At 28.4% G+C, this 19,685-nt stretch carries 19 protein-coding genes; 12 read left to right on the top strand and 7 right to left on the bottom strand.

The annotated features are described in order from the left end of the window. Positions 1-2: 2 nt before the first annotated feature. Positions 3-1,448 carry a TrkH family potassium uptake protein gene (locus tag AC5YGA_RS05935; protein WP_415308206.1) on the bottom strand — a complete coding sequence of 482 codons (1,446 nt, stop codon included), beginning with the start codon at positions 1,446-1,448 and terminating at the stop codon, positions 3-5. Positions 1,449-1,538: 90 nt separating this feature from the next. Here AC5YGA_RS05935 and AC5YGA_RS05930 point away from each other — a divergent pair, with 90 nt between their 5' ends. From AC5YGA_RS05930 to AC5YGA_RS05915, 4 genes are read left to right on the top strand one after another with little or no spacing between them, the layout of a single operon-like run. Beyond that, positions 1,539-3,101, top strand: coding sequence for a lysine--tRNA ligase (locus AC5YGA_RS05930; RefSeq protein WP_496169989.1), 1,563 nt, complete (start codon positions 1,539-1,541; stop codon positions 3,099-3,101). Then, positions 3,101-4,159, top strand: a complete 1,059-nt coding sequence (locus tag AC5YGA_RS05925; RefSeq protein ID WP_415308205.1) for a quinone-dependent dihydroorotate dehydrogenase — start codon at positions 3,101-3,103, stop codon at positions 4,157-4,159. The genes AC5YGA_RS05930 and AC5YGA_RS05925 overlap by 1 nt, the downstream gene beginning before the upstream one ends. A gap of 47 nt (positions 4,160-4,206) precedes the next feature. Next, positions 4,207-4,530 carry a 50S ribosomal protein L28 gene (rpmB, locus tag AC5YGA_RS05920; protein WP_415308204.1) on the top strand — a complete coding sequence of 108 codons (324 nt, stop codon included), beginning with the start codon at positions 4,207-4,209 and terminating at the stop codon, positions 4,528-4,530. Beyond that, complete coding sequence (locus AC5YGA_RS05915; protein WP_415308203.1) at positions 4,530-5,084, top strand: queuosine precursor transporter; 555 nt, start codon at positions 4,530-4,532, stop codon at positions 5,082-5,084. The genes rpmB and AC5YGA_RS05915 overlap by 1 nt, the downstream gene beginning before the upstream one ends. On the opposite strand, the gene speB is transcribed toward AC5YGA_RS05915, so the two are convergent. Genes speB through AC5YGA_RS05900 form a run of 3 tightly spaced genes read right to left on the bottom strand, consistent with a single transcriptional unit; the run spans position 5,081 to position 8,180 of the window. After that, positions 5,081-5,956, bottom strand: coding sequence for an agmatinase (gene speB, locus AC5YGA_RS05910; protein ID WP_415308202.1), 876 nt, complete (start codon positions 5,954-5,956; stop codon positions 5,081-5,083). The two genes, AC5YGA_RS05915 and speB, sit on opposite strands and share 4 nt — an antisense overlap. A gap of 2 nt (positions 5,957-5,958) precedes the next feature. Next, entirely contained in the window at positions 5,959-7,002 is a 1,044-nt protein-coding gene (locus tag AC5YGA_RS05905; protein WP_415308201.1) for a 1,9-bis(guanidino)-5-aza-nonane synthase, read from the bottom strand. Further along, the gene (locus tag AC5YGA_RS05900) at positions 7,002-8,180 is read right to left on the bottom strand and encodes a type III PLP-dependent enzyme (RefSeq protein WP_415308200.1); all 1,179 of its coding nucleotides are present in this window, start codon (positions 8,178-8,180) and stop codon (positions 7,002-7,004) included. Before AC5YGA_RS05900 ends, AC5YGA_RS05905 begins: the two co-directional genes overlap by 1 nt. Before the next feature lie 146 nt (positions 8,181-8,326). Here AC5YGA_RS05900 and AC5YGA_RS05895 point away from each other — a divergent pair, with 146 nt between their 5' ends. Continuing rightward, positions 8,327-8,890 (top strand): ActR/PrrA/RegA family redox response regulator transcription factor, encoded by a 564-nt coding sequence (locus tag AC5YGA_RS05895; protein WP_415308199.1) that lies wholly within the window; start codon positions 8,327-8,329, stop codon positions 8,888-8,890. Here AC5YGA_RS05895 and AC5YGA_RS05890 read toward each other — a convergent pair. Beyond that, entirely contained in the window at positions 8,883-9,434 is a 552-nt protein-coding gene (locus tag AC5YGA_RS05890; RefSeq protein WP_415308198.1) for a biotin transporter BioY, read from the bottom strand. The two genes, AC5YGA_RS05895 and AC5YGA_RS05890, sit on opposite strands and share 8 nt — an antisense overlap. Before the next feature lie 32 nt (positions 9,435-9,466). Beyond that, positions 9,467-10,396: an ABC transporter ATP-binding protein gene (locus tag AC5YGA_RS05885; protein ID WP_415308197.1), complete on the bottom strand. Its 930-nt coding sequence runs from the start codon at positions 10,394-10,396 to the stop codon at positions 9,467-9,469. A 50-nt stretch (positions 10,397-10,446) separates the two neighbouring features. Here AC5YGA_RS05885 and polA point away from each other — a divergent pair, with 50 nt between their 5' ends. The 7 genes from polA to AC5YGA_RS05850 are packed head-to-tail and all read left to right on the top strand — an operon-like array spanning position 10,447 to position 18,948. Further along, entirely contained in the window at positions 10,447-13,221 is a 2,775-nt protein-coding gene (polA, locus tag AC5YGA_RS05880; RefSeq protein WP_415308196.1) for a DNA polymerase I, read from the top strand. A gap of 50 nt (positions 13,222-13,271) precedes the next feature. Then, positions 13,272-13,979 (top strand): response regulator transcription factor, encoded by a 708-nt coding sequence (locus tag AC5YGA_RS05875; protein ID WP_415308195.1) that lies wholly within the window; start codon positions 13,272-13,274, stop codon positions 13,977-13,979. After that, entirely contained in the window at positions 13,979-15,517 is a 1,539-nt protein-coding gene (locus AC5YGA_RS05870) for a sensor histidine kinase (protein ID WP_415308194.1), read from the top strand. The genes AC5YGA_RS05875 and AC5YGA_RS05870 overlap by 1 nt, the downstream gene beginning before the upstream one ends. A gap of 43 nt (positions 15,518-15,560) precedes the next feature. Next, positions 15,561-16,847: an adenosylhomocysteinase gene (ahcY, locus tag AC5YGA_RS05865; RefSeq protein ID WP_415308193.1), complete on the top strand. Its 1,287-nt coding sequence runs from the start codon at positions 15,561-15,563 to the stop codon at positions 16,845-16,847. Further along, positions 16,831-17,307, top strand: a complete 477-nt coding sequence (gene tsaE, locus AC5YGA_RS05860; RefSeq protein ID WP_415308192.1) for a tRNA (adenosine(37)-N6)-threonylcarbamoyltransferase complex ATPase subunit type 1 TsaE — start codon at positions 16,831-16,833, stop codon at positions 17,305-17,307. Before ahcY ends, tsaE begins: the two co-directional genes overlap by 17 nt. Then, positions 17,294-18,259 carry an aminoglycoside phosphotransferase family protein gene (locus AC5YGA_RS05855; RefSeq protein ID WP_415308191.1) on the top strand — a complete coding sequence of 322 codons (966 nt, stop codon included), beginning with the start codon at positions 17,294-17,296 and terminating at the stop codon, positions 18,257-18,259. Before tsaE ends, AC5YGA_RS05855 begins: the two co-directional genes overlap by 14 nt. Further along, positions 18,256-18,948 (top strand): sugar phosphate nucleotidyltransferase, encoded by a 693-nt coding sequence (locus AC5YGA_RS05850; protein WP_415308190.1) that lies wholly within the window; start codon positions 18,256-18,258, stop codon positions 18,946-18,948. The genes AC5YGA_RS05855 and AC5YGA_RS05850 overlap by 4 nt, the downstream gene beginning before the upstream one ends. Here the strand turns inward: AC5YGA_RS05850 and AC5YGA_RS05845 are convergent. After that, a complete protein-coding gene (locus tag AC5YGA_RS05845) occupies positions 18,934-19,650 on the bottom strand; it encodes a 2,3-bisphosphoglycerate-dependent phosphoglycerate mutase (RefSeq protein WP_415308189.1) in 717 nt (238 codons plus the stop codon). The two genes, AC5YGA_RS05850 and AC5YGA_RS05845, sit on opposite strands and share 15 nt — an antisense overlap. Positions 19,651-19,685: the final 35 nt, after the last annotated feature.

Raw genomic sequence — 19,685 nt, 5'->3', positions numbered from 1 at the left:
AATTAGTTTCTCCAAAAAGAAGGTAGAAACAAAACGAGTATAGCAAATAATTCCAATCTACCCAATATCATTCCAAGACTCAAAATCCACTTAGACATCTCTGGTAGACTAGAAAAATTACCACTAGGACCAATTGTAGACCCTAAGCCTGGTCCAACATTTGAAATTGAAGTTGCTGCACCAGAAATAGAAGTAACAAAATCTAAACCACTTAAAGATAATAATGCAGTTATTACAAAAAATATAACCAAGTAAAGAAAAATGAAAGAAATGATCGAAGCCATAAATTTATCATCCACACTATTTTTATCATACTTAATTATAAACACTCCTCTAGGGTAAATAATTTTTTTTAATTGATTAACAACAAATAAATATAAAATTTGAATTCTAAAAATTTTAATTCCACAGGTAGTAGAACCTGCACATCCACCGATGAACATTAGAGTTAAAAAGAAAATTAATGGAAAATTTCCCCATCCATCAAATTCTCCAGTGACATATCCTGTACCAGTTAAAATAGAAATAACGTTAAAAAAAATTTTTCTTATATTGATTTGTGAAAAATCTTTATTTTGAAAAAGTGAATAAATAAAAAGTAAAATAATTGAAAAAATAATTATCTTAATAAATGATCTAATTTGAACATCCGAAATAAATATTTTTTTATTTCCATTTAAAAATTTTATATAGGCAATAAAAGGTAAGCTACCTAGTATGATAAAAATCATTGATGATATTTCAATAGATGGACTGTTAAAATATCCTATGGACTCATTATAGTTTGAAAAGCCACCTGTAGCTATTGTCGTCATAGAGTGTGTTATACTGTCAAAAGTATTCATACCAAAAATTTTATAAGTAACAGCACAAAGTGTTGTTAGTGTTAAGTAAACATAAATTAATCTAAGAGATATTTCTTTAGATTTTGGTAATAATTTTTCAGAGGAGTCGTTGCTTGAAATTTTGAATAACTGCATTCCCCCAACATTCATTATTGGCATTAGAGTTATTGCCATTACAATAATACCAATTCCACCCAACCATTGAAGCATAGCTCGCCATAAAAGTATTGATCTAGGTGCACCTTCTAAGTTTGAAATAATTGTAGATCCAGTAGTGGTAATACCAGACATACTTTCAAAAAAAGAATCTGTGATAGATAATTCAAGAGCAGAAAAAATAAAAGGTAATGAGCCAAATATTGCAATGCTCAACCATGACAGAGCTGTTAACAAGAAAGCTTGTTGTAAATTTAATTTTTTATCGTGGTTTAGATTTGTTAAAAAAAATAAAATACCAAATATTATTGAAATTATTGAAGCCCCTATAAAAGAAGAATCTATTTCCGAATAAATAAACTGGGTTAAAATTGGAATCATCATAGAAATTCCAAGAATAGTTTGCAAAATACCCAAGGTAAAAAAAACAGTTTTATAATTAGACATTTTGAAAGAACATTATTTTATGGTAAATAAATTTCAACTCTATAAGAGTTAACAATAACAGCAAATATAAGATATTTCTTATTAAACAAAGTGATTGAAAAAGACAATTTAGATAAAACTAACGCATGGCCCTTTGTTGAGGCTAAAAAAATGTTGCGTGAAAGAAAATCCTTTATTGAAAAAAAGGGGAAAATTATTTTACAAACTGGTTATGGTCCGAGTGGATTGCCTCATATAGGCACTTTTGGTGAGGTTGCTAGAACATCAATGATGGTTAATGCACTAAAACAGCTTACCGATATACCAACAGAAATTATAACCTTTTCAGATGATATGGATGGTTTTAGAAAAGTTCCTGAAAATGTTCCTAATCAAGAATTGCTAAAAAAGAATCTTCATAAACCTTTAACTCAAGTACCAGATCCATTCGAAAAATTTTCAAGCTTTGGTGAACACAATAATGAAATGTTAAAAAATTTTTTAGATAGATTTAAATTTGAGTACAGTTTTAAAAGTTCTTCAGTTCTTTATAAGGGTGGTTTTTTTAATCCAACTTTACAGATAATTTTAGAAAATTATCAAGGTATTATGGATATAATTCTTCCAACACTTGGTAAGGAGAGACAAAAAACTTACAGTCCTTTTTTACCCATATGCCCAGATACTGGAAAGGTTTTAGAAATTCCAGTTTTAGAAATCTTAAAAGAAAAATCTAAAATTATTTTTGATAATAATGGAAAAAAACTTGAAACAAGTATTTTAGATGGGCACTGCAAATTACAATGGAAAGTGGATTGGGCTATGAGGTGGTATGCACTTGACATAGATTTTGAAATGTACGGAAAAGATTTAATAGAAAGTGCAATATTATCTTCAAAAATAGCTAAGTTAATTGGAAAAACAAACCCATCTGGTTTTGCCTACGAACTTTTTTTAGATGAAAAAGGGGAAAAAATTTCTAAGTCAAAAGGTAATGGGATCACTATTGATCAATGGTTGGAGTATGCTTCTCCTGAAAGTCTTTCATTGTACATGTATCAAAATCCTAAAAGAGCAAAAAAATTATATAAAGAAATAGTTCCAAAAACGGTTGATGAATATTTGGATTTTATAGAAAAAGCAAAAAACCAAAATGAATTACAGCTATTAATGAACCCAGTCTGGCATGTTCATAACGGAGTGATTCCACAAGAAGATACTATTATGAATTTTTCAATGCTTTTAAATTTAGTGGAGGCAAGTAATGCAAATTCTAAGGAATTACTCTGGAAATTTGTAAAAAAGTACAAAAAAGATATTTCAGAAAAAGATCATCTAATTTTTGATAATTTAATAGGCTATGCTATTAAATATTTTAACGATGTGATTAAACTACAGAAAAAATATAAAAAACCAGATTTAAGTGAAAAAATGGCATTAGAGGCTCTAATTAAGACTCTTGACGATTGTAGTGATGAAATGTTACCCGAAGATATTCAAACATTAATTTATTCAACTGGAAAAGAAAATGGGTATTCAGAAAATCTACGTGACTGGTTTAAATTAATTTACGAAGTTGTGTTTGGAGATGAAAATGGACCAAGAATGGGTTTTTTTATAAGCTTCTTTGGAGTTAAAGAAACTAAAGAGCTAATAACAGAAAAAATAAAATAATGTTTTCAAAATTAAGATCACTCATCTTTAAAATTGATCCTGAAACTGCCCATAATTTAGCAATTAAGTCTTTAAAATTAAATTTGATACCAAATTTAATAGATGAAGATAAGGCTGATCCAGTGTTGAAATCCACTTTATTTGGCAAGGAAATAAATAACCCAATTGGTATGGCTGCTGGATTTGATAAAAATGCTGAAGTTTATAACCCTTTATTTAAACTTGGATTTGGATTTGTTGAAGTAGGGACGGTTACTCCGTTTAAACAATATGGAAATCCAAAACCAAGAGTATTCAGACTAGTTGAGGACCAAGCACTAATTAACAGATTAGGATTTAATAATTTAGGATCTGAAAATGTAAGCAATAGAATTCGATCTAATTTAAATAAAGGTTTATTGGGAATTAATATAGGTCCCAATAAAGATAGTGATGACAGATTAAAGGATTATTTAATTGGCCTCAGAACTTTTCATGATATTGCTGATTATATTGCAATTAATATTTCTTCACCTAATACAGAAGATTTAAGAAGCTTCCATGATGAAAAAAAATTTGGTGAATTAATGGATTTAATTCAAAAAGAAAAAGTTAAACTTAAATCTAAAATACCAATTGTTGTAAAAATCTCTCCAGATATCTCAGAGGCACAAATTATATCAGTTAGTAAAATATTATTAGACCATAAAGTAAGTGCAATAATTGTTTCAAATACAACTGCAGGCAATAGAGAAAAATTAAATGATATATTGAAACATCAAAAAGGTGGTTTGTCAGGAAAACCTCTTGAAAAAGAGGCAAATGAATTGATAAGTAAATTTTATAAATTATTAAAAGGTAAAATTGAAATTATTGGAGTAGGTGGAGTAGATTCGGGTGAAAGTGCGCATAGAAAATTTTTAGCTGGAGCAAGTTATATTCAATTATATACTGGTATGGTTTTTCAAGGCCCAAATATTGTTTCAAAGATAAAAAAAGAGCTTAAAGAAATATTAAAAGCTGGTGGGATTAAGAATTTTAGAGAAATAATAGGAAAGAAACAGTCCAATCAAGGCTAATAAGCTTGACGAGGTCACTGACACATCTTATATAGTCTCTAAATATTATGTCTAAAAAATGTGAATTAACCGGTAAAATACCTATGAAAGGTCATAATGTTAGTCATGCTAACAACAAGACAAATAGAAGATTTTTACCAAATCTAAAAAAAGCTAAATTTACAAGTGAACTTTTAAAAAGAAGTCTGACGTTAACGGTTAGTAACGCAGGGATGAGATGTGTTGATAAAAAAGGCACATTCGATTTATTTTTAAAAGCTGCAAAAAATAAAGATATATCACCAAGATTAAAAAAATTAAAAAAAAGTATATTAATTAAATCACCATTTATAAAAAAAGCACCTAAGGCATCTCCTAGTAAATCAGCTTAATGGAAAAGTTTTTTATACTCCTTTCATTTATAATGGGAGTTGTTGTTTTAGCTTCAAATTATTTAGTACAATTTCCAATCAATTATTATGGTTTAGAAGAAATATTAACTTATGGGGCTTTTAGTTATCCTGTAGCATTTTTGATTACAGATTTAGCTAATAGATCTTATGGAAAAATAGTTGCAAGAAAAATTGTTTATGTTGGTTTTATTATAGGAATTGTATTTACTCTTTTCTTTTCAACAAATTTTGCAGACTTAATTTCAGTAAGAATAGCAATTGGGTCTGGCACAGCATTTATGGTCGCACAGTTGTTGGATGTTCAAATTTTTGACTATTTAAGAAAAAAGAAATGGTTTGTGGCGCCATTAACGTCTTCACTAATTGGTTCTACAATCGATACATTTTTGTTTTTCTCAATCTCTTTTTATGCAACAGGTATACCTTGGATAACATTATCTCTAGGAGATTTATCAGTCAAAGTATTGGTTGCATTACTAATGTTAATTCCATTCAGATTATTATTAGGAACTCTTAAAGCTTCAAAAGCTTAGTATAAAAATTTGTAAGATAAAATTTTATAGGCAAGTTTTGCTACAAGAAAATTATAAGAATTAAAACCTTTGATAGGTGAAAGTTCATTTATATCTGCACCAACAATATTGGAATTTTTAGCAGCTATTCTTATGATATCTAAAGTTTCATCCCAGAGTAATCCTCCTGGTTCTGGCGTACCTGTTGCAGGCATTATACTTGAATCCAGTCCATCCACATCAAAAGTTAGATAAACTGTTTTATTTTTTATCATTTTTGTAAATTTTTTTAAGTCCCATTTTTTCTTATCTTTTGCCCAAAAAATATTAATTCTAGAAGAGTTTTTTTTTAGAAAAGGTATTTCACTCTGTGATATATTTCTGATCCCAAATGAAATTAAGGATACATTTTTATGATCTAGACATCTCTTAATAGCAGAAGCATGAGAAAACTTTTCACCATTATAACTCTCTCTTAAATCTGCATGTGCATCAAAATGTAGTAAGCATATTTCTTTATGGTTTTTTACAAATGGAGCAATACATCCAGGTGTTATTGAGTGTTCTCCACCAAAAGTGATTGGAAATAATTTTTTATCTAATATTTCTTGATTTATATCAGACATCTTTTTAAGAGCTTTTTTAATATCTTTATCAATTTTAAATGGTTTTAAAGTTTTAATTCCTATTTTTTTATAAGGTTCACAATTTAATTCTTCATCATATAATTCAACTTGATGTGATGCTTTGATAATTTCTTTAGGCCCATTACGGGTGCCACCACCATAACTTACAGTTTTTTCTAAACCAAATGGAACAACTACTACTTTCTCTTTAAAATTAACATCATTGTCAATCCCTAGAAAACCATTTTTATTAGAAAGATATTTCAATTTTATTTAAATATTTTTGAGAAGTTTTTTCTCGTTCTGTTTTTCCAATCACCTTTATGATAAGCATCACTTGCAATCAAAGGAAGGACACTAGTTGCTTCAGCAAAAACCATTTGTTCTTTTGCAATATCTACTTTACCCCATGAGCTAGCCTCTTTTAATGTAGAGCTGCTGCAAGCACCATCTCTAGAATCTGCTACCGTAATTTGTACTGCATACTTATGCATCTCAACCTCTTTTCCTAAAAGCTCAGCACAGATAACAGTATCTTGAACAAAATTTTTAGGAACACCTCCTCCAATCATAAATAAGCCAGATCCTTTTGATTGAATCTTTATTTCAGTCAATTCACGAAGCTCTCTAATCGAATCTATCGTAATATGATTTTTAGGATTATTTTCTTGGTGAGTGACTAATCCAAAACCCGCACTTGAGTCTGTAAATGCAGGACAAAAAATAGGAACATTATTGTCATATGCTGTCTCAATTAAAGAATCTTTTTTTTTTGAATTTTTCTTTAAATATTTTCCCATTTCATAAATAAATTCTCTTGATGTGTAACTTCTTGGATCAAGTGTATCTGCTATTTCACATATCTTTTGATCACATTCCTGCAACTCTTCTTCATCAATATATGTATCGTAAATCCTATCTATATAATTTTTTCTTAATTCAGTATCATCTTGAAATTGTGAACCTTGGTAATGTTTAAAGCCTAAAGCTTCAAAAAAATCCATATCAACTATTGAAGCTCCTGTAGCAATAATTGCATCAACCATATTATATTTAACCAAATCTTTATAAATATTCATACACCCTGCTGCAGAAGTTGACCCAGCAAGTGTTAAAAAAATTGTGCAATCTTTATCTTGAATCATTTCGTTAAAGATATTAGCCGCATTTGCTGTTTCTCTTGAGACAAAAGACATTTTTTCCATTGAGGAAATTATTTTCCTGGAATCAAATGAAGTAATATCGATGTGTTCAACTGGATTTTGTAAGAAACTTTTTTTGCTATTATGAGTTAAATTTTTGTTTTCTGACATTAGGCAACTAATATACCTTTATTGCTCTCATTACCATATAACGTCATTATAGGTTCATCTTCTACTTCATAGATTTCATTTGAGTAAAAACCATTAAATTGAGTTCTGAAAGTTAAACCGTATGCTCCAAGTTGACCTAGCTCTATATAGTCATTTTCTTTAATGTTGTTTGGAAGCAAAAAAGGTCCCTTCATATAGTCCATGCTATCGCACGTAGGGCCATAAAAATTAAATGCAGTTAATTTTTTTGATATTATTTTTCTATTTTTAATTAATCGAGAAGGATAAACTATGTTTGGTGTGCCAGCATCAAAAAGAGTTCCATACGTTCCATCATTTATATAAAGTTTTTGTTTTTTTCTAAGATTTACCCGTACGATTGTTGACCCACTTTCTGCAACTAATGCTCTTCCGGGTTCACATAATATTTCAGGAAGTTTTTCTAATTTTAAATTTGATAAACTTTTTTTTATTTCTTCAAAATAACTATCCAAAGATTGAGGTACAAGATCGGGATATATAGCAGGAAATCCACCACCAATATTAATATAATCAGGAATAATTTTTGTTTTTCTTATTATATTTCCAATATCTTTAATTCCTTTTGAGTAAGAAATAGGGTGCATACATTGAGATCCCACATGAAAGCTTAGCCCCACTTTTTTTGCATATTGTTTAGCTAATCTTAACAAACCAATTGCCTCAGATGTTAATGCCCCAAATTTTTTAGATAGATCTATTTCAGCATGCTCATTTGAAACTGCTACTCTCACAAATAACTCAAGGTCTTTTGCTTGATTAGTTGTTTCAATAATTTTAATTAATTCATCTTTAGTATCTAAAGAAAAGGCTTTAATATTGTATTTAAAATAAGCTTCTTTAATATTTTCTCTGCTTTTAACAGTGTGCATATATGAGCATTTTGCATCAGGGGTAATTGCCCTTATATCTTTAATTTCCTGAATAGAAGCTACATCAAAGTTTTCAATTCCACTCTCAACTATTGTTTTTAAAACTTCAGGATGCGAGTTTGTTTTTACAGCATATAGCACTTTGCCAGGAAAATTATTTCTAAAACAAGTAGAAGCTGATTGTATTGATTTTTTCCTAATACAATAGATAGGTTTTTCCGGTTTTAGTTGATTAACAAGCTCATCAACTGTTTTAAATTTTTGCATTATGTCCCCAAAAAAAATTTAATAAAAAAAAGTTTTTAAAAATACTTAAAAACTTTCATATAAATTATGCAATTAAGGTAATAGTTAATTAATGTAAAGCAAATAATAGGTGTTGAAATTATAAAATTAAGCACCATATTAAATCTATGGCTGAGCTAAATAATTTAAAAAAAATTAGTGATTTTGACAATAAAACCTTGTTAATTGTTGATGATGACAATCCTTTCAGAGATAGGCTTGCTAGAGCAATGGAAAAAAAAGGTTTTGAGGTTTTTCAAGCTGAGGGTGTGCAAAAAGGTATTCAAACAGTTATAGAGAAAAAGCCAGGTTTCGCTGTAATAGATCTTAGGCTAACTGATGGAAATGGACTTGAGGTAGTTAAGCAAATACAAACATCTAATCCTACCAGTAGAATTATTATGTTAACTGGGTATGGGAATATACCAACAGCTGTAGCTGCAATTAAAGAGGGAGCCATCGATTACCTTGCAAAGCCAGCGGATGCTGATGATGTTGAAAAAGCATTACTAGCAGATCCAGAAAAGAAAGCTGCTCCACCAGAAAACCCTATGTCAGCTGATAGAGTTAAGTGGGAACATATTCATAGAGTTTTTGAATTATGTAATAGAAATGTATCAGAAACTGCCAGAAGACTTAAAATGCACAGAAGAACATTGCAAAGAATCTTGTCTAAAAGATCCCCTAGATAAATTTTCTAAATTTAATAATTTTTTTAGCTAATATAGCTAGCAAACAAATCTTAAATAATTCAGCTAATAAGAATGGTGTAACTCCTAACTGAAGAATTGGTTTGTCCCATCCAATTAAAGTTCCCAACCAAATAGCTCCAAATACATAGATTACTGAAACAGAAAATATTAATTTTCCAAAAATTATAAAAATATTTTTATTAAAATTTAAATAGCCTGTAAGAAAAGAAGCAAATAAAAACCCAATTAAATATCCCATTGTTGGACCAGTAAAATAAATTACTCCAACACCTTTTTCTGGTGAGTTAGAAAATACTGGCATTCCCAGAATACCTTCTAGAAGATAAACAGCTACAGATGCTAGGCCAATTTTATATCCAAAGGCAATTCCCAAAAATAGAACTACAAAGGTTTGCATTGTCATAGGCACAGGATAAAATGGTATTTTTAATTTAGCTGAAATAGTCAAAGCCATTGTTCCTATGAAAATTAGAATAAATGTTTTTAATACTTTTTGAATTGAGTTTGTTTTTAATAGATCCATATCTACAAATTACTATTTATTAATGTGATAATCTAGTTTTTTATTAGTCTTAAAAAAACATCCTCTAAATCACCGTCGTCAGTTGAAATATCTATAATTTTTACATTATTTTTCTTAATTAAATTAATTAATTCTTCCATATTAATTTTACTTTTTTCATAAGAAACACAAACCTCATTATCTAAGTGTGAGACTATTTTTAAAGATTCTAGATCATTTTCGTTAATATTAATATTCATGTCAGTTTTAAAGGTTACTTTTTTGGTTTGAATTCTATCTAATAAATTTTTAGTGCTGTCTAGAGCGACAATATTTCCTTTATTTAATATAGCTATTCTTCCACACATTTCCTCAGCTTCCTCAAGATAATGAGTTGTTAGAATGATAGTTACACCAAGTTCATTAAGTAATTTTACATTTTTCCATAAATTCTGCCTTAACTCCACATCAACACCAGCTGTAGGTTCGTCTAAAATAACTATTGGTGGCTGATGAACTAAAGCTTTAGCCATTAGCAACCTTCTTTTCATTCCACCAGATAAACTTCTAGCATAACTGTTAGCTTGTTTTTCTAGGGATACTAATTTTAGAATCGTATCTGTAATTCTATCTTTTTCTTTAATTCCATAGAGGCCAGCCTGTAACTCTAATAATTTCCTTGGACTAAAAAATGGATCAAGATTTACTTCTTGGGGCACTATTCCAACTGAAGCTCTAACTTGTCGTGGGTTCTTATCTAGGTCAAAACCCCAGACATTTACTTGTCCTGCTGTTTTTACCACTGTTCCTGCTAAAATATTTATAAATGTTGTTTTCCCAGCGCCATTAGGACCCAGAAGACCAAAAATTTCTCCTTCTTTCACGTCCAAGTTTAAATCATTTAATGCGAGATTATCTCCAGTCTGTTTACTTGAATAAATTTTTTTTAAGTTTTTAACAGAAAGTATATTTTTTTGCTCCATGCGTGTTAATACATTTATAGTATTTAAAATTATTAAGATAATATTATTTAATGGATAAAATTAAAAAAACAGACCATTTTTATTTAATAGATGGTTCGGGTTATATTTTTAGAGCTTATTACGCATTACCACCTCTAACTAGAAAAAGTGATGGTTTACCTGTTGGTGCAGTAAGTGGATTTTGTAGCATGCTATTTAAACTATTAGAAGATTCAAAATCGAATGAAAATCTTCAAAAACCTACACACTTTGCAGTAATATTTGATGCAGCTAGAAAAACTTTTAGAAATGAAATTTATTCAGACTACAAAGCAAATAGATCGGAAGCCCCAGATGATTTGGCACCACAATTTGAATATATAAGAAAATCTGTAGTTGCTTTTAATTTACCATCTGTAGACCTTCCAAATTACGAGGCAGATGATTTAATAGCTACTTATGCAGAACAAATTATAGCAAAGGGTGCGAAAGTAACAATAGTCTCTTCAGATAAAGACTTGATGCAATTGTATAGAAAAGACGTTCGTATATTCGATCCAATGAAAAATAAATTTATAACATCTGAAGATATAATAACCAAATTTGGAGTGGGTCCAGAAAAAGTTATCGATGTTCAATCCTTAGCTGGGGACAGTAGCGATAATGTTCCAGGAGTTCCGGGTATAGGCGTTAAGACTGCAGCAGAACTAATTAATAAATATGGAACTTTAGAAAAATTGTTAGATAACGCTCAAGAAATAAAACAAAATAAACGAAGAGAAACACTTATAGAAAATAAAGATAAAGCAATAATTAGTAAAAAATTAGTGACGCTAATGAAAGATGCTCCAGTTGAAAGAAAGATAGAAGAATTTAATCTAAAGGAGATTGATAAAGATAAGCTATATAAATTTTTAAGAGAAATGGAGTTTAATAGACTTCTTAGCTCTGTTATTTCTGCATATGGAGAACCTGAGCTAGGAGAAATCACAATAGAGACAAAACCTGAAAAAAAACAGCAAAATATAAGTAAAAAAAACTATCATCTCATCACTAATGAAAAAGAAATAGAGGAGTGGATTAACGAAGCAGAAGAAGCTGGAGAACTAGCAATTGATACCGAAACTAGCTCACTAGATGCACATCAAGCTGATTTAGTGGGAATTTCATTAAGCACTAAAATTGGTAAAGCTTGTTATATTCCAATTGGTCATAAGTTTAAAGGATGTTTAAAAAAAGAAGCTGTAATTAAAAAATTAAAGCCACTCTTAGAAGATAAGAGTGTAAAAAAGATTGGTCAAAATATTAAGTTTGATTTTATTGTCTTGTTTAAACAAGGGATAATTATGAATTCTATGGAAGACACGATGTTGATGTCTTATGTATTAGATGCTGGAAAAAATAGACATAACATGGATACTCTTTCTGAGATCCATCTACAGCATAAAACAATTTCATTTAAAGAAATTGTTGGCACAGGTAAGAAAGAAATAAATTTTAGTGATGTAGAGCTAGATAAGGCAATGGAGTATGCGGCTGAAGATGCTGATATTACTTATAGGTTATATAAAATTTTTAGTAAAAATTTAAAATTAGAAAAATTAACTAATATTTATGAGATATTTGAAAAACCCTTAATCAAAATATTAGCATTTATGGAAATTGAAGGAATAAAGATTGATAATAAATTTTTAAAGGTGTTGTCTGAAAAATTTGAGAGAAAAATTAGTAAACTAGAAAAAGAAGTTTTTAAAATTTCAAAAAAAGAATTTAATATTGCCTCACCAAAACAATTAGGTGAAATTATTTACAATGATTTAAAGATTGCCGTACTTAAAAAAACTAGAAAAGGAAGTTTTGCTACAAACGCAAGTGTGTTAGAAGACTTAGCATTTAAAGGACATGAATTTCCTAAATTAATTCTAGACTGGCGACAAGTATCTAAACTTAAAAATACTTATTCAGATGCTTTACCTGAGCATATTAATCCAAACACCAAACGAGTTCATACCTCATTTTTATTGGCAGCAACAACAACAGGAAGGCTAGCTTCCAGTGATCCAAATCTACAAAATATTCCTATTAAATCAGACGATGGTAAGGATATAAGAAAAGCTTTTGTATCAGAAAAAGGATTCACATTAATATCTGCAGATTATAATCAAATTGAAATGAGAATTTTAGCAGATTTGGCAGAAGTCAAAGAATTGAAAAAAGCATTTAGCAATAATGAAGATATTCACTCACTTACAGCAAGCCAAGTATTTAATGTTGATATTAAAAAAGTAGACCAAGATATGAGAAGAAAGGCCAAGGCCATTAATTTTGGAATAATTTATGGTATTTCACAATATGGTCTTGCAAAACAAATAAATGTTTCAAATCATGAAGCAGATGAATTTTTAAATGCTTATTTCTTAAAATTTCCTGAAATAAAAATTTACATGGATAATACAATTAAGTTTTGTAGAAAAAGTGGCTATGTAAATAATATTTTTGGTCGAAGATCTCATTTTAATGGAATTAATGATAAAAATTTCAATGTAAGAAATTTTCAAGAAAGAGCAGCTATCAATGCCCCCATTCAAGGGTCAGCATCTGAAATCATGCGACTTGCAATGATTAGACTTAACAAAAAATTTGAAAGCATTAAAAATAATAAATCAAAAATATTATTGCAAATTCATGACGAACTAATTTTTGAGGTTCCGGTAAAAGAAGTTAAAAATATAACTGAAATAATCAGGGATGAAATGACAAGTGTTACAGAAAGTGATTTACACACTTTTTCAACACCATTGACGGTAGACGTTAATACAGGGGACAATTGGGGAATACTTCATTAATTTATCTCCATTGCCTAAATTAGAACAATTTAGTATTTTTAAAGTAGATTATGCAAACACAAACAATAGCACTTATTGATGACGATAGAAATATACTCACAAGTATAAGTATAGCTCTTGAAAAAGAGGGCTTTAAAGTTCAAACTTACATTGATGGAGAAAGTGCTTTAATTGGATTATCCAGATCACCGCCTGATCTTGCAGTCATTGATATTAAGATGCCAAAAATGGATGGCGAAGAACTTTTAAAAAGATTAAGAAAAAAAACATCTCTACCTGTAATTTTTTTAACATCCAAAGATGATGAAATAGATGAACTGATAGGATTAAAATTAGGTGCAGATGATTTTATGAAAAAATCAGGAGGATTCTCCATAAAAGTTTTAATTGAGAGAATTAGAGTCCAGCTTAGGAAAAAAGATATTAATATTAATCTTGAAGAAACAAAAAATATAATTTCTCATGGTAAGCTCAAACTTGACCCATCTCAACTTGAGTGTGAATGGGATGGCAAACAATTACCAGATAAGCTGACTACTACAGAATTTTTAATAGTTAAAGAGCTGGCTAAGAGGCCTGGGATAATTAAAGAAAGAGCACAATTGATGGATATTGCTTATAGAGAAGATACTGATATTGAAGATAGAACTATAGATAGCCACGTTAAAAGGATTAGAAAAAAATTTAAAAAAGTTGATTCTGAATTTACTGCAATAGAAACAAGATATGGCAGTGGATACAGATGGAATGTTAGTTAATGTTTGGTAATTTTCTTAAAAGTCTATCTATTTTAAAAAAATTTCTATTTATTAATTTAATAGTTTTTATAGTTATTGGAAGTTTAACACTTATATATATTGGAAATGTTAAGCCTAATTTAATAAAAGATAAAAAAAGCAAACATATTCAAGTAATAGACAATACAATTGAGCATATTTTAAGATTAAATATTAAATTTGAAGAAGAAGATATTAGAAAGTTTTTATTCTCGACAAGATTTTTATTTCAAAATTTAGACAGAGTTATTTTATTTGATAATCAATTTAATTTAGTAGGAGATACAGACACATTAGATTTAGACCCAAGGTCTTTCTCTAATAGATTAGATATAGTCCAGCTAGAAATTTTAAATGAAGAAACAAGCAAAAAGATAATTGAGACAAAAAATATAAACAAAAAAAAATCAGTTTCTTTAAAAGATATTTTAACTAATTATTCTGAGTCAAAAAATTATGGTCAGCCATTTACTTTTACACAAGAGGGGTATGATAAGTTTTTATTAACAACTGTAAAGAATGTAGTACTAGATGAAAATAATATTGGGTATTTAGCAATTTCTGAAAATGCTAGCGATATTAGTTCTGCAATTAATGAAAGAAAAACTTTCATATTAAGAACTGCAATTTTTGTTGGAATAGTGATTTTTGTATTTTCTTTTGTTTTAAATAGATATTTTCTTAAACCAATAAAAAATTTAGTAGAATATACAAAAACAATAAAAGAAAAGAGTAGAAAGAAAACCAATATAAATGAACTTAAAAATAGAAATGATGAGCTTGGAAAATTATCAAATTCACTAGATGATATGACCAATGAGCTTCAAAAAAGAATTTCTCATGCAGAAAATTTTTCAACAGATTTAGTTCATGAAATTAGAAATCCACTCACATCATTAAAAAGTGCCTCAGAAATACTACATGAAACAGAAGATCCTAAGCAAAGGAGTAAACTAATTGATATTCTAAATCATGATGTACAAAGAATTGAAAGATTAATTACAGATTATTCCCAAATATTAAAAGATGAGGTTGCTTTAAGTAAGGAAAAAATGAAAAAAATTGATTTAAAAGTAATTGCAAAATCTGTAGTTGATGATTTCAACAATATTTATGAAGCAAAAAGAAATATTCAAATAATTTTAAAAGACTCAGATAGCAAAGAGCAGTATTTTATTAATGGAATAGAAAATAGAATAGAACAAATTATTGCAAATCTATTAGATAATTCAATTTCATTTAGTGAAGATAAAAAAAAGATCTTAGTTGAAATTTATAAAAGAGATAAGCACGAGATTATTTTAAAAGTTATTGATGAAGGTAAGGGATTTAAAGAAACAGACACAAAAAAAATATTTGATAGATTCTATAGCAATAGACCAGATACCTTTGGTGAACATTCAGGTTTAGGGTTAAACATTGTAAAAAACCTAGCAGATTTACATGGTGCTACTATTAATGCTTCAAATAATATAATGCAAAAAGGTGCAAATGTTGAGATTGTCTTTACTAAAGTTTAATCATAAGTTGATTAATAAAATATTTATTGTATAAAACCGAGCAATGGATGATTTTAAAGTTAAAGACATATCACTAGCAGATTTTGGAAGAAAAGAAATTTCAATAGCAGAAAGTGAAATGCCAGGTCTAATGGCATTAAGAGAAGAGTATTCAGATAAAGCACCCTTAAAAGGAGCAAGAATATTAGGGTGTCTTCATATGACAATTCAAACAGCAGTTTTAATTGAAACTCTAGTAGAACTTGGAGCAGAAGTCAGATGGTCTTCCTGTAATATTTTTTCAACACAGGATCATGCAGCTGCAGCAATAGCTAAAGCAGGAATACCAGTTTTTGCATGGAAAGGCGAAACTGAAGAGGAAGCTGTATGGTGCATAAGACAAACAATAGAAGGCAAAAAAGACTGGAAAGCAAATATGCTATTAGACGATGGTGGTGATTTAACTGCAATGATGCATAGTGATTACAAAGATTTATTAAAAGAAGTAAAAGGTGTTTCAGAAGAAACGACAACTGGAATTAAGGCATTAAATAAAATGGAAAAAGATGGGTCATTAATGATTCCAGCAATTAATGTTAATGACTCAGTTACAAAATCAAAATTTGACAACTTATATGGTTGCAGAGAAAGTTTAGTAGATGGAATTAGAAGAGCCACAGATGTAATGATGTCTGGTAAGGTTGCAATTGTTGCAGGTTTTGGTGATGTTGGAAAGGGTAGTGCCGCATCTTTAAGACAAAGTGGTGCAAGAGTTATGGTTACAGAAGCGGATCCAATTTGTGCACTCCAGGCAGCAATGGAGGGCTATGAAGTAGTTTTAATGGATGAAGCAATAAGTAAAGCAGATATTGTTGTTACAGCTACAGGCAATATAGATATTGTTACTGCAGATCATATGAGAAATATGAAAGATCGAGCGATACTATGTAATATTGGTCACTTTGATAATGAGATTCAAGTAGAGGCTTTAAAAAATTATAAATGGACAGAAGTTAAGCCAGAAGTTGACGAGATAGAATTGGTTGATGGAAAGAGAATTATTCTTTTAGCTAAAGGTAGATTGGTAAACTTAGGATGTGCAACTGGACATCCAAGCTTTGTAATGAGTGCATCATTTACAAATCAAGTAATGGCACAAATAGAGCTTTGGGATAACCATAAAAATTATGAAAATAAAGTTTATGTATTACCAAAATCTTTAGATGAAAAAGTAGCCATGCTTCATTTAAAAAAAGTAGGTGCAAAACTTACAAAACTGTCAAAAGACCAAGCTGATTATATAAGTGTTGAAACAGAAGGTCCATTTAAACCAGATGCATATCGCTACTAACAGCGAAATAATAGACATCTCTTTAGAAGTTAAGACAGCTGAACTAGCAAAAAATTTTTCAAAAATACTTAAAAAAGGTGACGTAATATTTTTTCATGGTGAAATTGGAGTTGGAAAAACAACATTTATAAGACACTTGATAAACTGTTTTCAGGTAAAAAATCATCTGAACCTAACAGAAGTTACAAGTCCTACATTTAACCTAGTAAACGAATACGATGTAGGAGTTTTAACAATACAACATTATGATTTATATAGACTAACAAATAGTCACGAGACAAAAAACATTGGATTATTGGAAAATCAAAAAGAATTTCTAACGTTAATTGAATGGCCTGAAAAAATAGAGAATAAAATAAATAATAAAATTGATTTATTTTTTGAATATGGAGAAAATATGAACAAAAGATTTTTAACTATTAAAGGTATAAACAATAAAACATTAAATGAGATTATTTAAATCAACATTAAAAAAAATTAAGGGTGATGCATCATTTAGATTTTTTTATAGAAAAAAAAATAATAAAAAAAATTCAATTATAGTTTATGCCACAAAAGAAAAAGTAAAAAACTTATTAATATATGATGCTATAAATAGTTTATTGATTGAAAATAAAATTTTAGCTCCAAAACTATATAAAGAAAATTATAAGCAAAACTCTATAGAAATTGAAGACTTTGGTGATGAAACAATATTTAAACTATTAAAAAAAAATGGAAGTAATAAAATTAATTTATACAAAAAATCTATTGATTTGCTGAGTAATATTCAAAAAATTAAACAAAATAAAATTAAAAATTTTAAAGGAAAAAATTATAATATCCCAGTTTATGATGACAATAAATTACTTAAAGAAGCTAAATTATTTTCTGATTGGTATACAAAAAAATATATATCTAAAAAAAAATTAAAAACTTTAAATATTGAAATTAATAAACAAATAAAATTTTTAATATCTAATCTTAAATTAAAAAATGATACTTTTGTTCACCGAGATTTTCACGTATCAAATTTAATGAGACATAAAAAACAATTTGCAACTATTGATACACAAGATGCGCTAATAGGTAATAGAGCCTATGATTTAGCATCTTTGATTGATGATGTTAGGTTTAAGTCAAATAAAAAATTAAAGGAAAGAATTTATAACTATTATTTAAAGTTAAATAATAAAAAAATTAACAAAGCTATTTTATTAAATGATTTTGAAATATTATCAGTGCTAAGAAATATGAAAATAATAGGGATTTTTGTAAGGTTGGCTGTAAGAGACAAAAAGAAGACTTATTTAAAACTAATACCCTACGCCTGGAAATTAATAGAGTTTAGAATGCAAAATAGTGAAATATTTGGTGGTCTTAAAAGATTACTAGATATTAATTTTCCAAAAAAAATAAGGACCCTTAAATGAAAATTAACACTGCATTAATTTTGTGTGCTGGTTATGGGAAGAGGTTAAATCCCCTAACACTAGTAGAGCCGAAGCCACTATTGAAGGTTAATGGAATTACATTACTTGAGAACTGTATAAATTTAATTAAATCTTTAGGAATAAAAAAAATAATATTAAATACGTTTTATTTAAAAGAAAAAATTGAAAGCTTTGTTGAGATAAAAAAATTTGATTTAGATATTAAAATAATCAATGATGGAAAAAAAATTTTAAATACAGGTGGTGGAATTTTAAATATGATGAATTCCTCAAATGATTCCAGTTTTCTAATATTAAACCCAGATACTCTTTGGAATCAAGGTTATTTAAAAAAGATTAAAGAAATGGAAGATTTTTATTTTACTAATCAAATTAAAAATATACTTTTACTCGTTAACAAAAATCTTAGTTTTGATGAAAAATTAAAAGGTGATTTCAATCTTTTAAAAAATAAAATTAAAAAAGAAATTCAAAATGATTTAATTTATACTGGCTGTCAAATAATGAATAAAGATTTATTTGATTCATATTCGGTTAGCGATTTTTCTATAGCAGAAGTTTGGAATCAATTAGTTATTAAAAATGAATTATATGGTTATGAAAGTGTAGAAAGCTTTTATCATTTGACTAATTTTAAAATTTATAAAGAGTTATTAAAAAATAATTAAATCTTTAGCTCTATCTTTATCTAAATATTTACATTCAATAATTTCCTGCTTTGAATTCAGATTAATTAAAAGTGGGTTTCCAGTTGGTATTTCAAGTAACGATATTTTTTTATTATCTAGTTTAAATAAAAATTTACACAAAGCTCTAATTGAATTGCCATGAGCTGAAATTAAAATATTTTTATTATCTAATAATTTATTACAAATATCAGAATTATAATATTCCATTACTCTTTCATAAGTATCTTTAAGAGATTCTGTATCTGGAATTTTATCCCTAGAGATAGTTTTATACGCATCAATATTTATTGGATGATATGGATTATTTCTACTTAGAGGATCAGGTTTTATATCCCAGGACCTTCTAAATTTATGAATTTTATCTTCCCCAAGCTTTTCCTTCATTTCATCTTTATTTAGACCAGTTAAAGACCCATAATGTCTTTCGTTGAATTGCCATGCTCTTATGGGTTTTTTGTTATCTCTCAATGTGTCTTGAATAAATTTTAGAGTATTAATGGCTCTTAGTTGAAAAGATGAATAGAAATAATCTATATTTAGCTTTAGTTCTCTAACATACTCACCAGATTTACATGCTTCCAATTTTCCTTGACCAGTAAGATCCACATCGACCCAACCTGTAAATCTTTTTTCTAGGTTCCACTCACTTTGACCATGTCTAACTAATATTAAATGAGGCATTTGATATATTTTGATAACTGATAAAAAGAACAAAA

This window comes from Candidatus Pelagibacter sp. uisw_091, from assembly GCF_059512525.1.
The sequence above is the reverse complement of the archived record's forward strand: the minus strand, read 5'-3'. Positions and strand labels throughout refer to the sequence as shown.

What these genes read in the sequence shown, in the direction of transcription:
- AC5YGA_RS05935 (WP_415308206.1), bottom strand. Translation starts at nt 1,448, where the DNA reads ATGTCTAATTATAAAACTGTTTTTTTTACCTTGGGTATTTTGCAAACT.
- AC5YGA_RS05925 (WP_415308205.1), top strand. Translation starts at nt 3,101, where the DNA reads ATGTTTTCAAAATTAAGATCACTCATCTTTAAAATTGATCCTGAAACT.
- rpmB (WP_415308204.1), top strand. Translation starts at nt 4,207, where the DNA reads ATGTCTAAAAAATGTGAATTAACCGGTAAAATACCTATGAAAGGTCAT.
- AC5YGA_RS05915 (WP_415308203.1), top strand. Translation starts at nt 4,530, where the DNA reads ATGGAAAAGTTTTTTATACTCCTTTCATTTATAATGGGAGTTGTTGTT.
- AC5YGA_RS05905 (WP_415308201.1), bottom strand. Translation starts at nt 7,002, where the DNA reads ATGTCAGAAAACAAAAATTTAACTCATAATAGCAAAAAAAGTTTCTTA.
- AC5YGA_RS05900 (WP_415308200.1), bottom strand. Translation starts at nt 8,180, where the DNA reads ATGCAAAAATTTAAAACAGTTGATGAGCTTGTTAATCAACTAAAACCG.
- AC5YGA_RS05895 (WP_415308199.1), top strand. Translation starts at nt 8,327, where the DNA reads ATGGCTGAGCTAAATAATTTAAAAAAAATTAGTGATTTTGACAATAAA.
- AC5YGA_RS05890 (WP_415308198.1), bottom strand. Translation starts at nt 9,434, where the DNA reads ATGGATCTATTAAAAACAAACTCAATTCAAAAAGTATTAAAAACATTT.
- AC5YGA_RS05885 (WP_415308197.1), bottom strand. Translation starts at nt 10,396, where the DNA reads ATGGAGCAAAAAAATATACTTTCTGTTAAAAACTTAAAAAAAATTTAT.
- polA (WP_415308196.1), top strand. Translation starts at nt 10,447, where the DNA reads ATGGATAAAATTAAAAAAACAGACCATTTTTATTTAATAGATGGTTCG.
- AC5YGA_RS05875 (WP_415308195.1), top strand. Translation starts at nt 13,272, where the DNA reads ATGCAAACACAAACAATAGCACTTATTGATGACGATAGAAATATACTC.
- AC5YGA_RS05870 (WP_415308194.1), top strand. Translation starts at nt 13,979, where the DNA reads ATGTTTGGTAATTTTCTTAAAAGTCTATCTATTTTAAAAAAATTTCTA.
- ahcY (WP_415308193.1), top strand. Translation starts at nt 15,561, where the DNA reads ATGGATGATTTTAAAGTTAAAGACATATCACTAGCAGATTTTGGAAGA.
- tsaE (WP_415308192.1), top strand. Translation starts at nt 16,831, where the DNA reads ATGCATATCGCTACTAACAGCGAAATAATAGACATCTCTTTAGAAGTT.
- AC5YGA_RS05855 (WP_415308191.1), top strand. Translation starts at nt 17,294, where the DNA reads ATGAGATTATTTAAATCAACATTAAAAAAAATTAAGGGTGATGCATCA.
- AC5YGA_RS05850 (WP_415308190.1), top strand. Translation starts at nt 18,256, where the DNA reads ATGAAAATTAACACTGCATTAATTTTGTGTGCTGGTTATGGGAAGAGG.
- AC5YGA_RS05845 (WP_415308189.1), bottom strand. Translation starts at nt 19,650, where the DNA reads ATGCCTCATTTAATATTAGTTAGACATGGTCAAAGTGAGTGGAACCTA.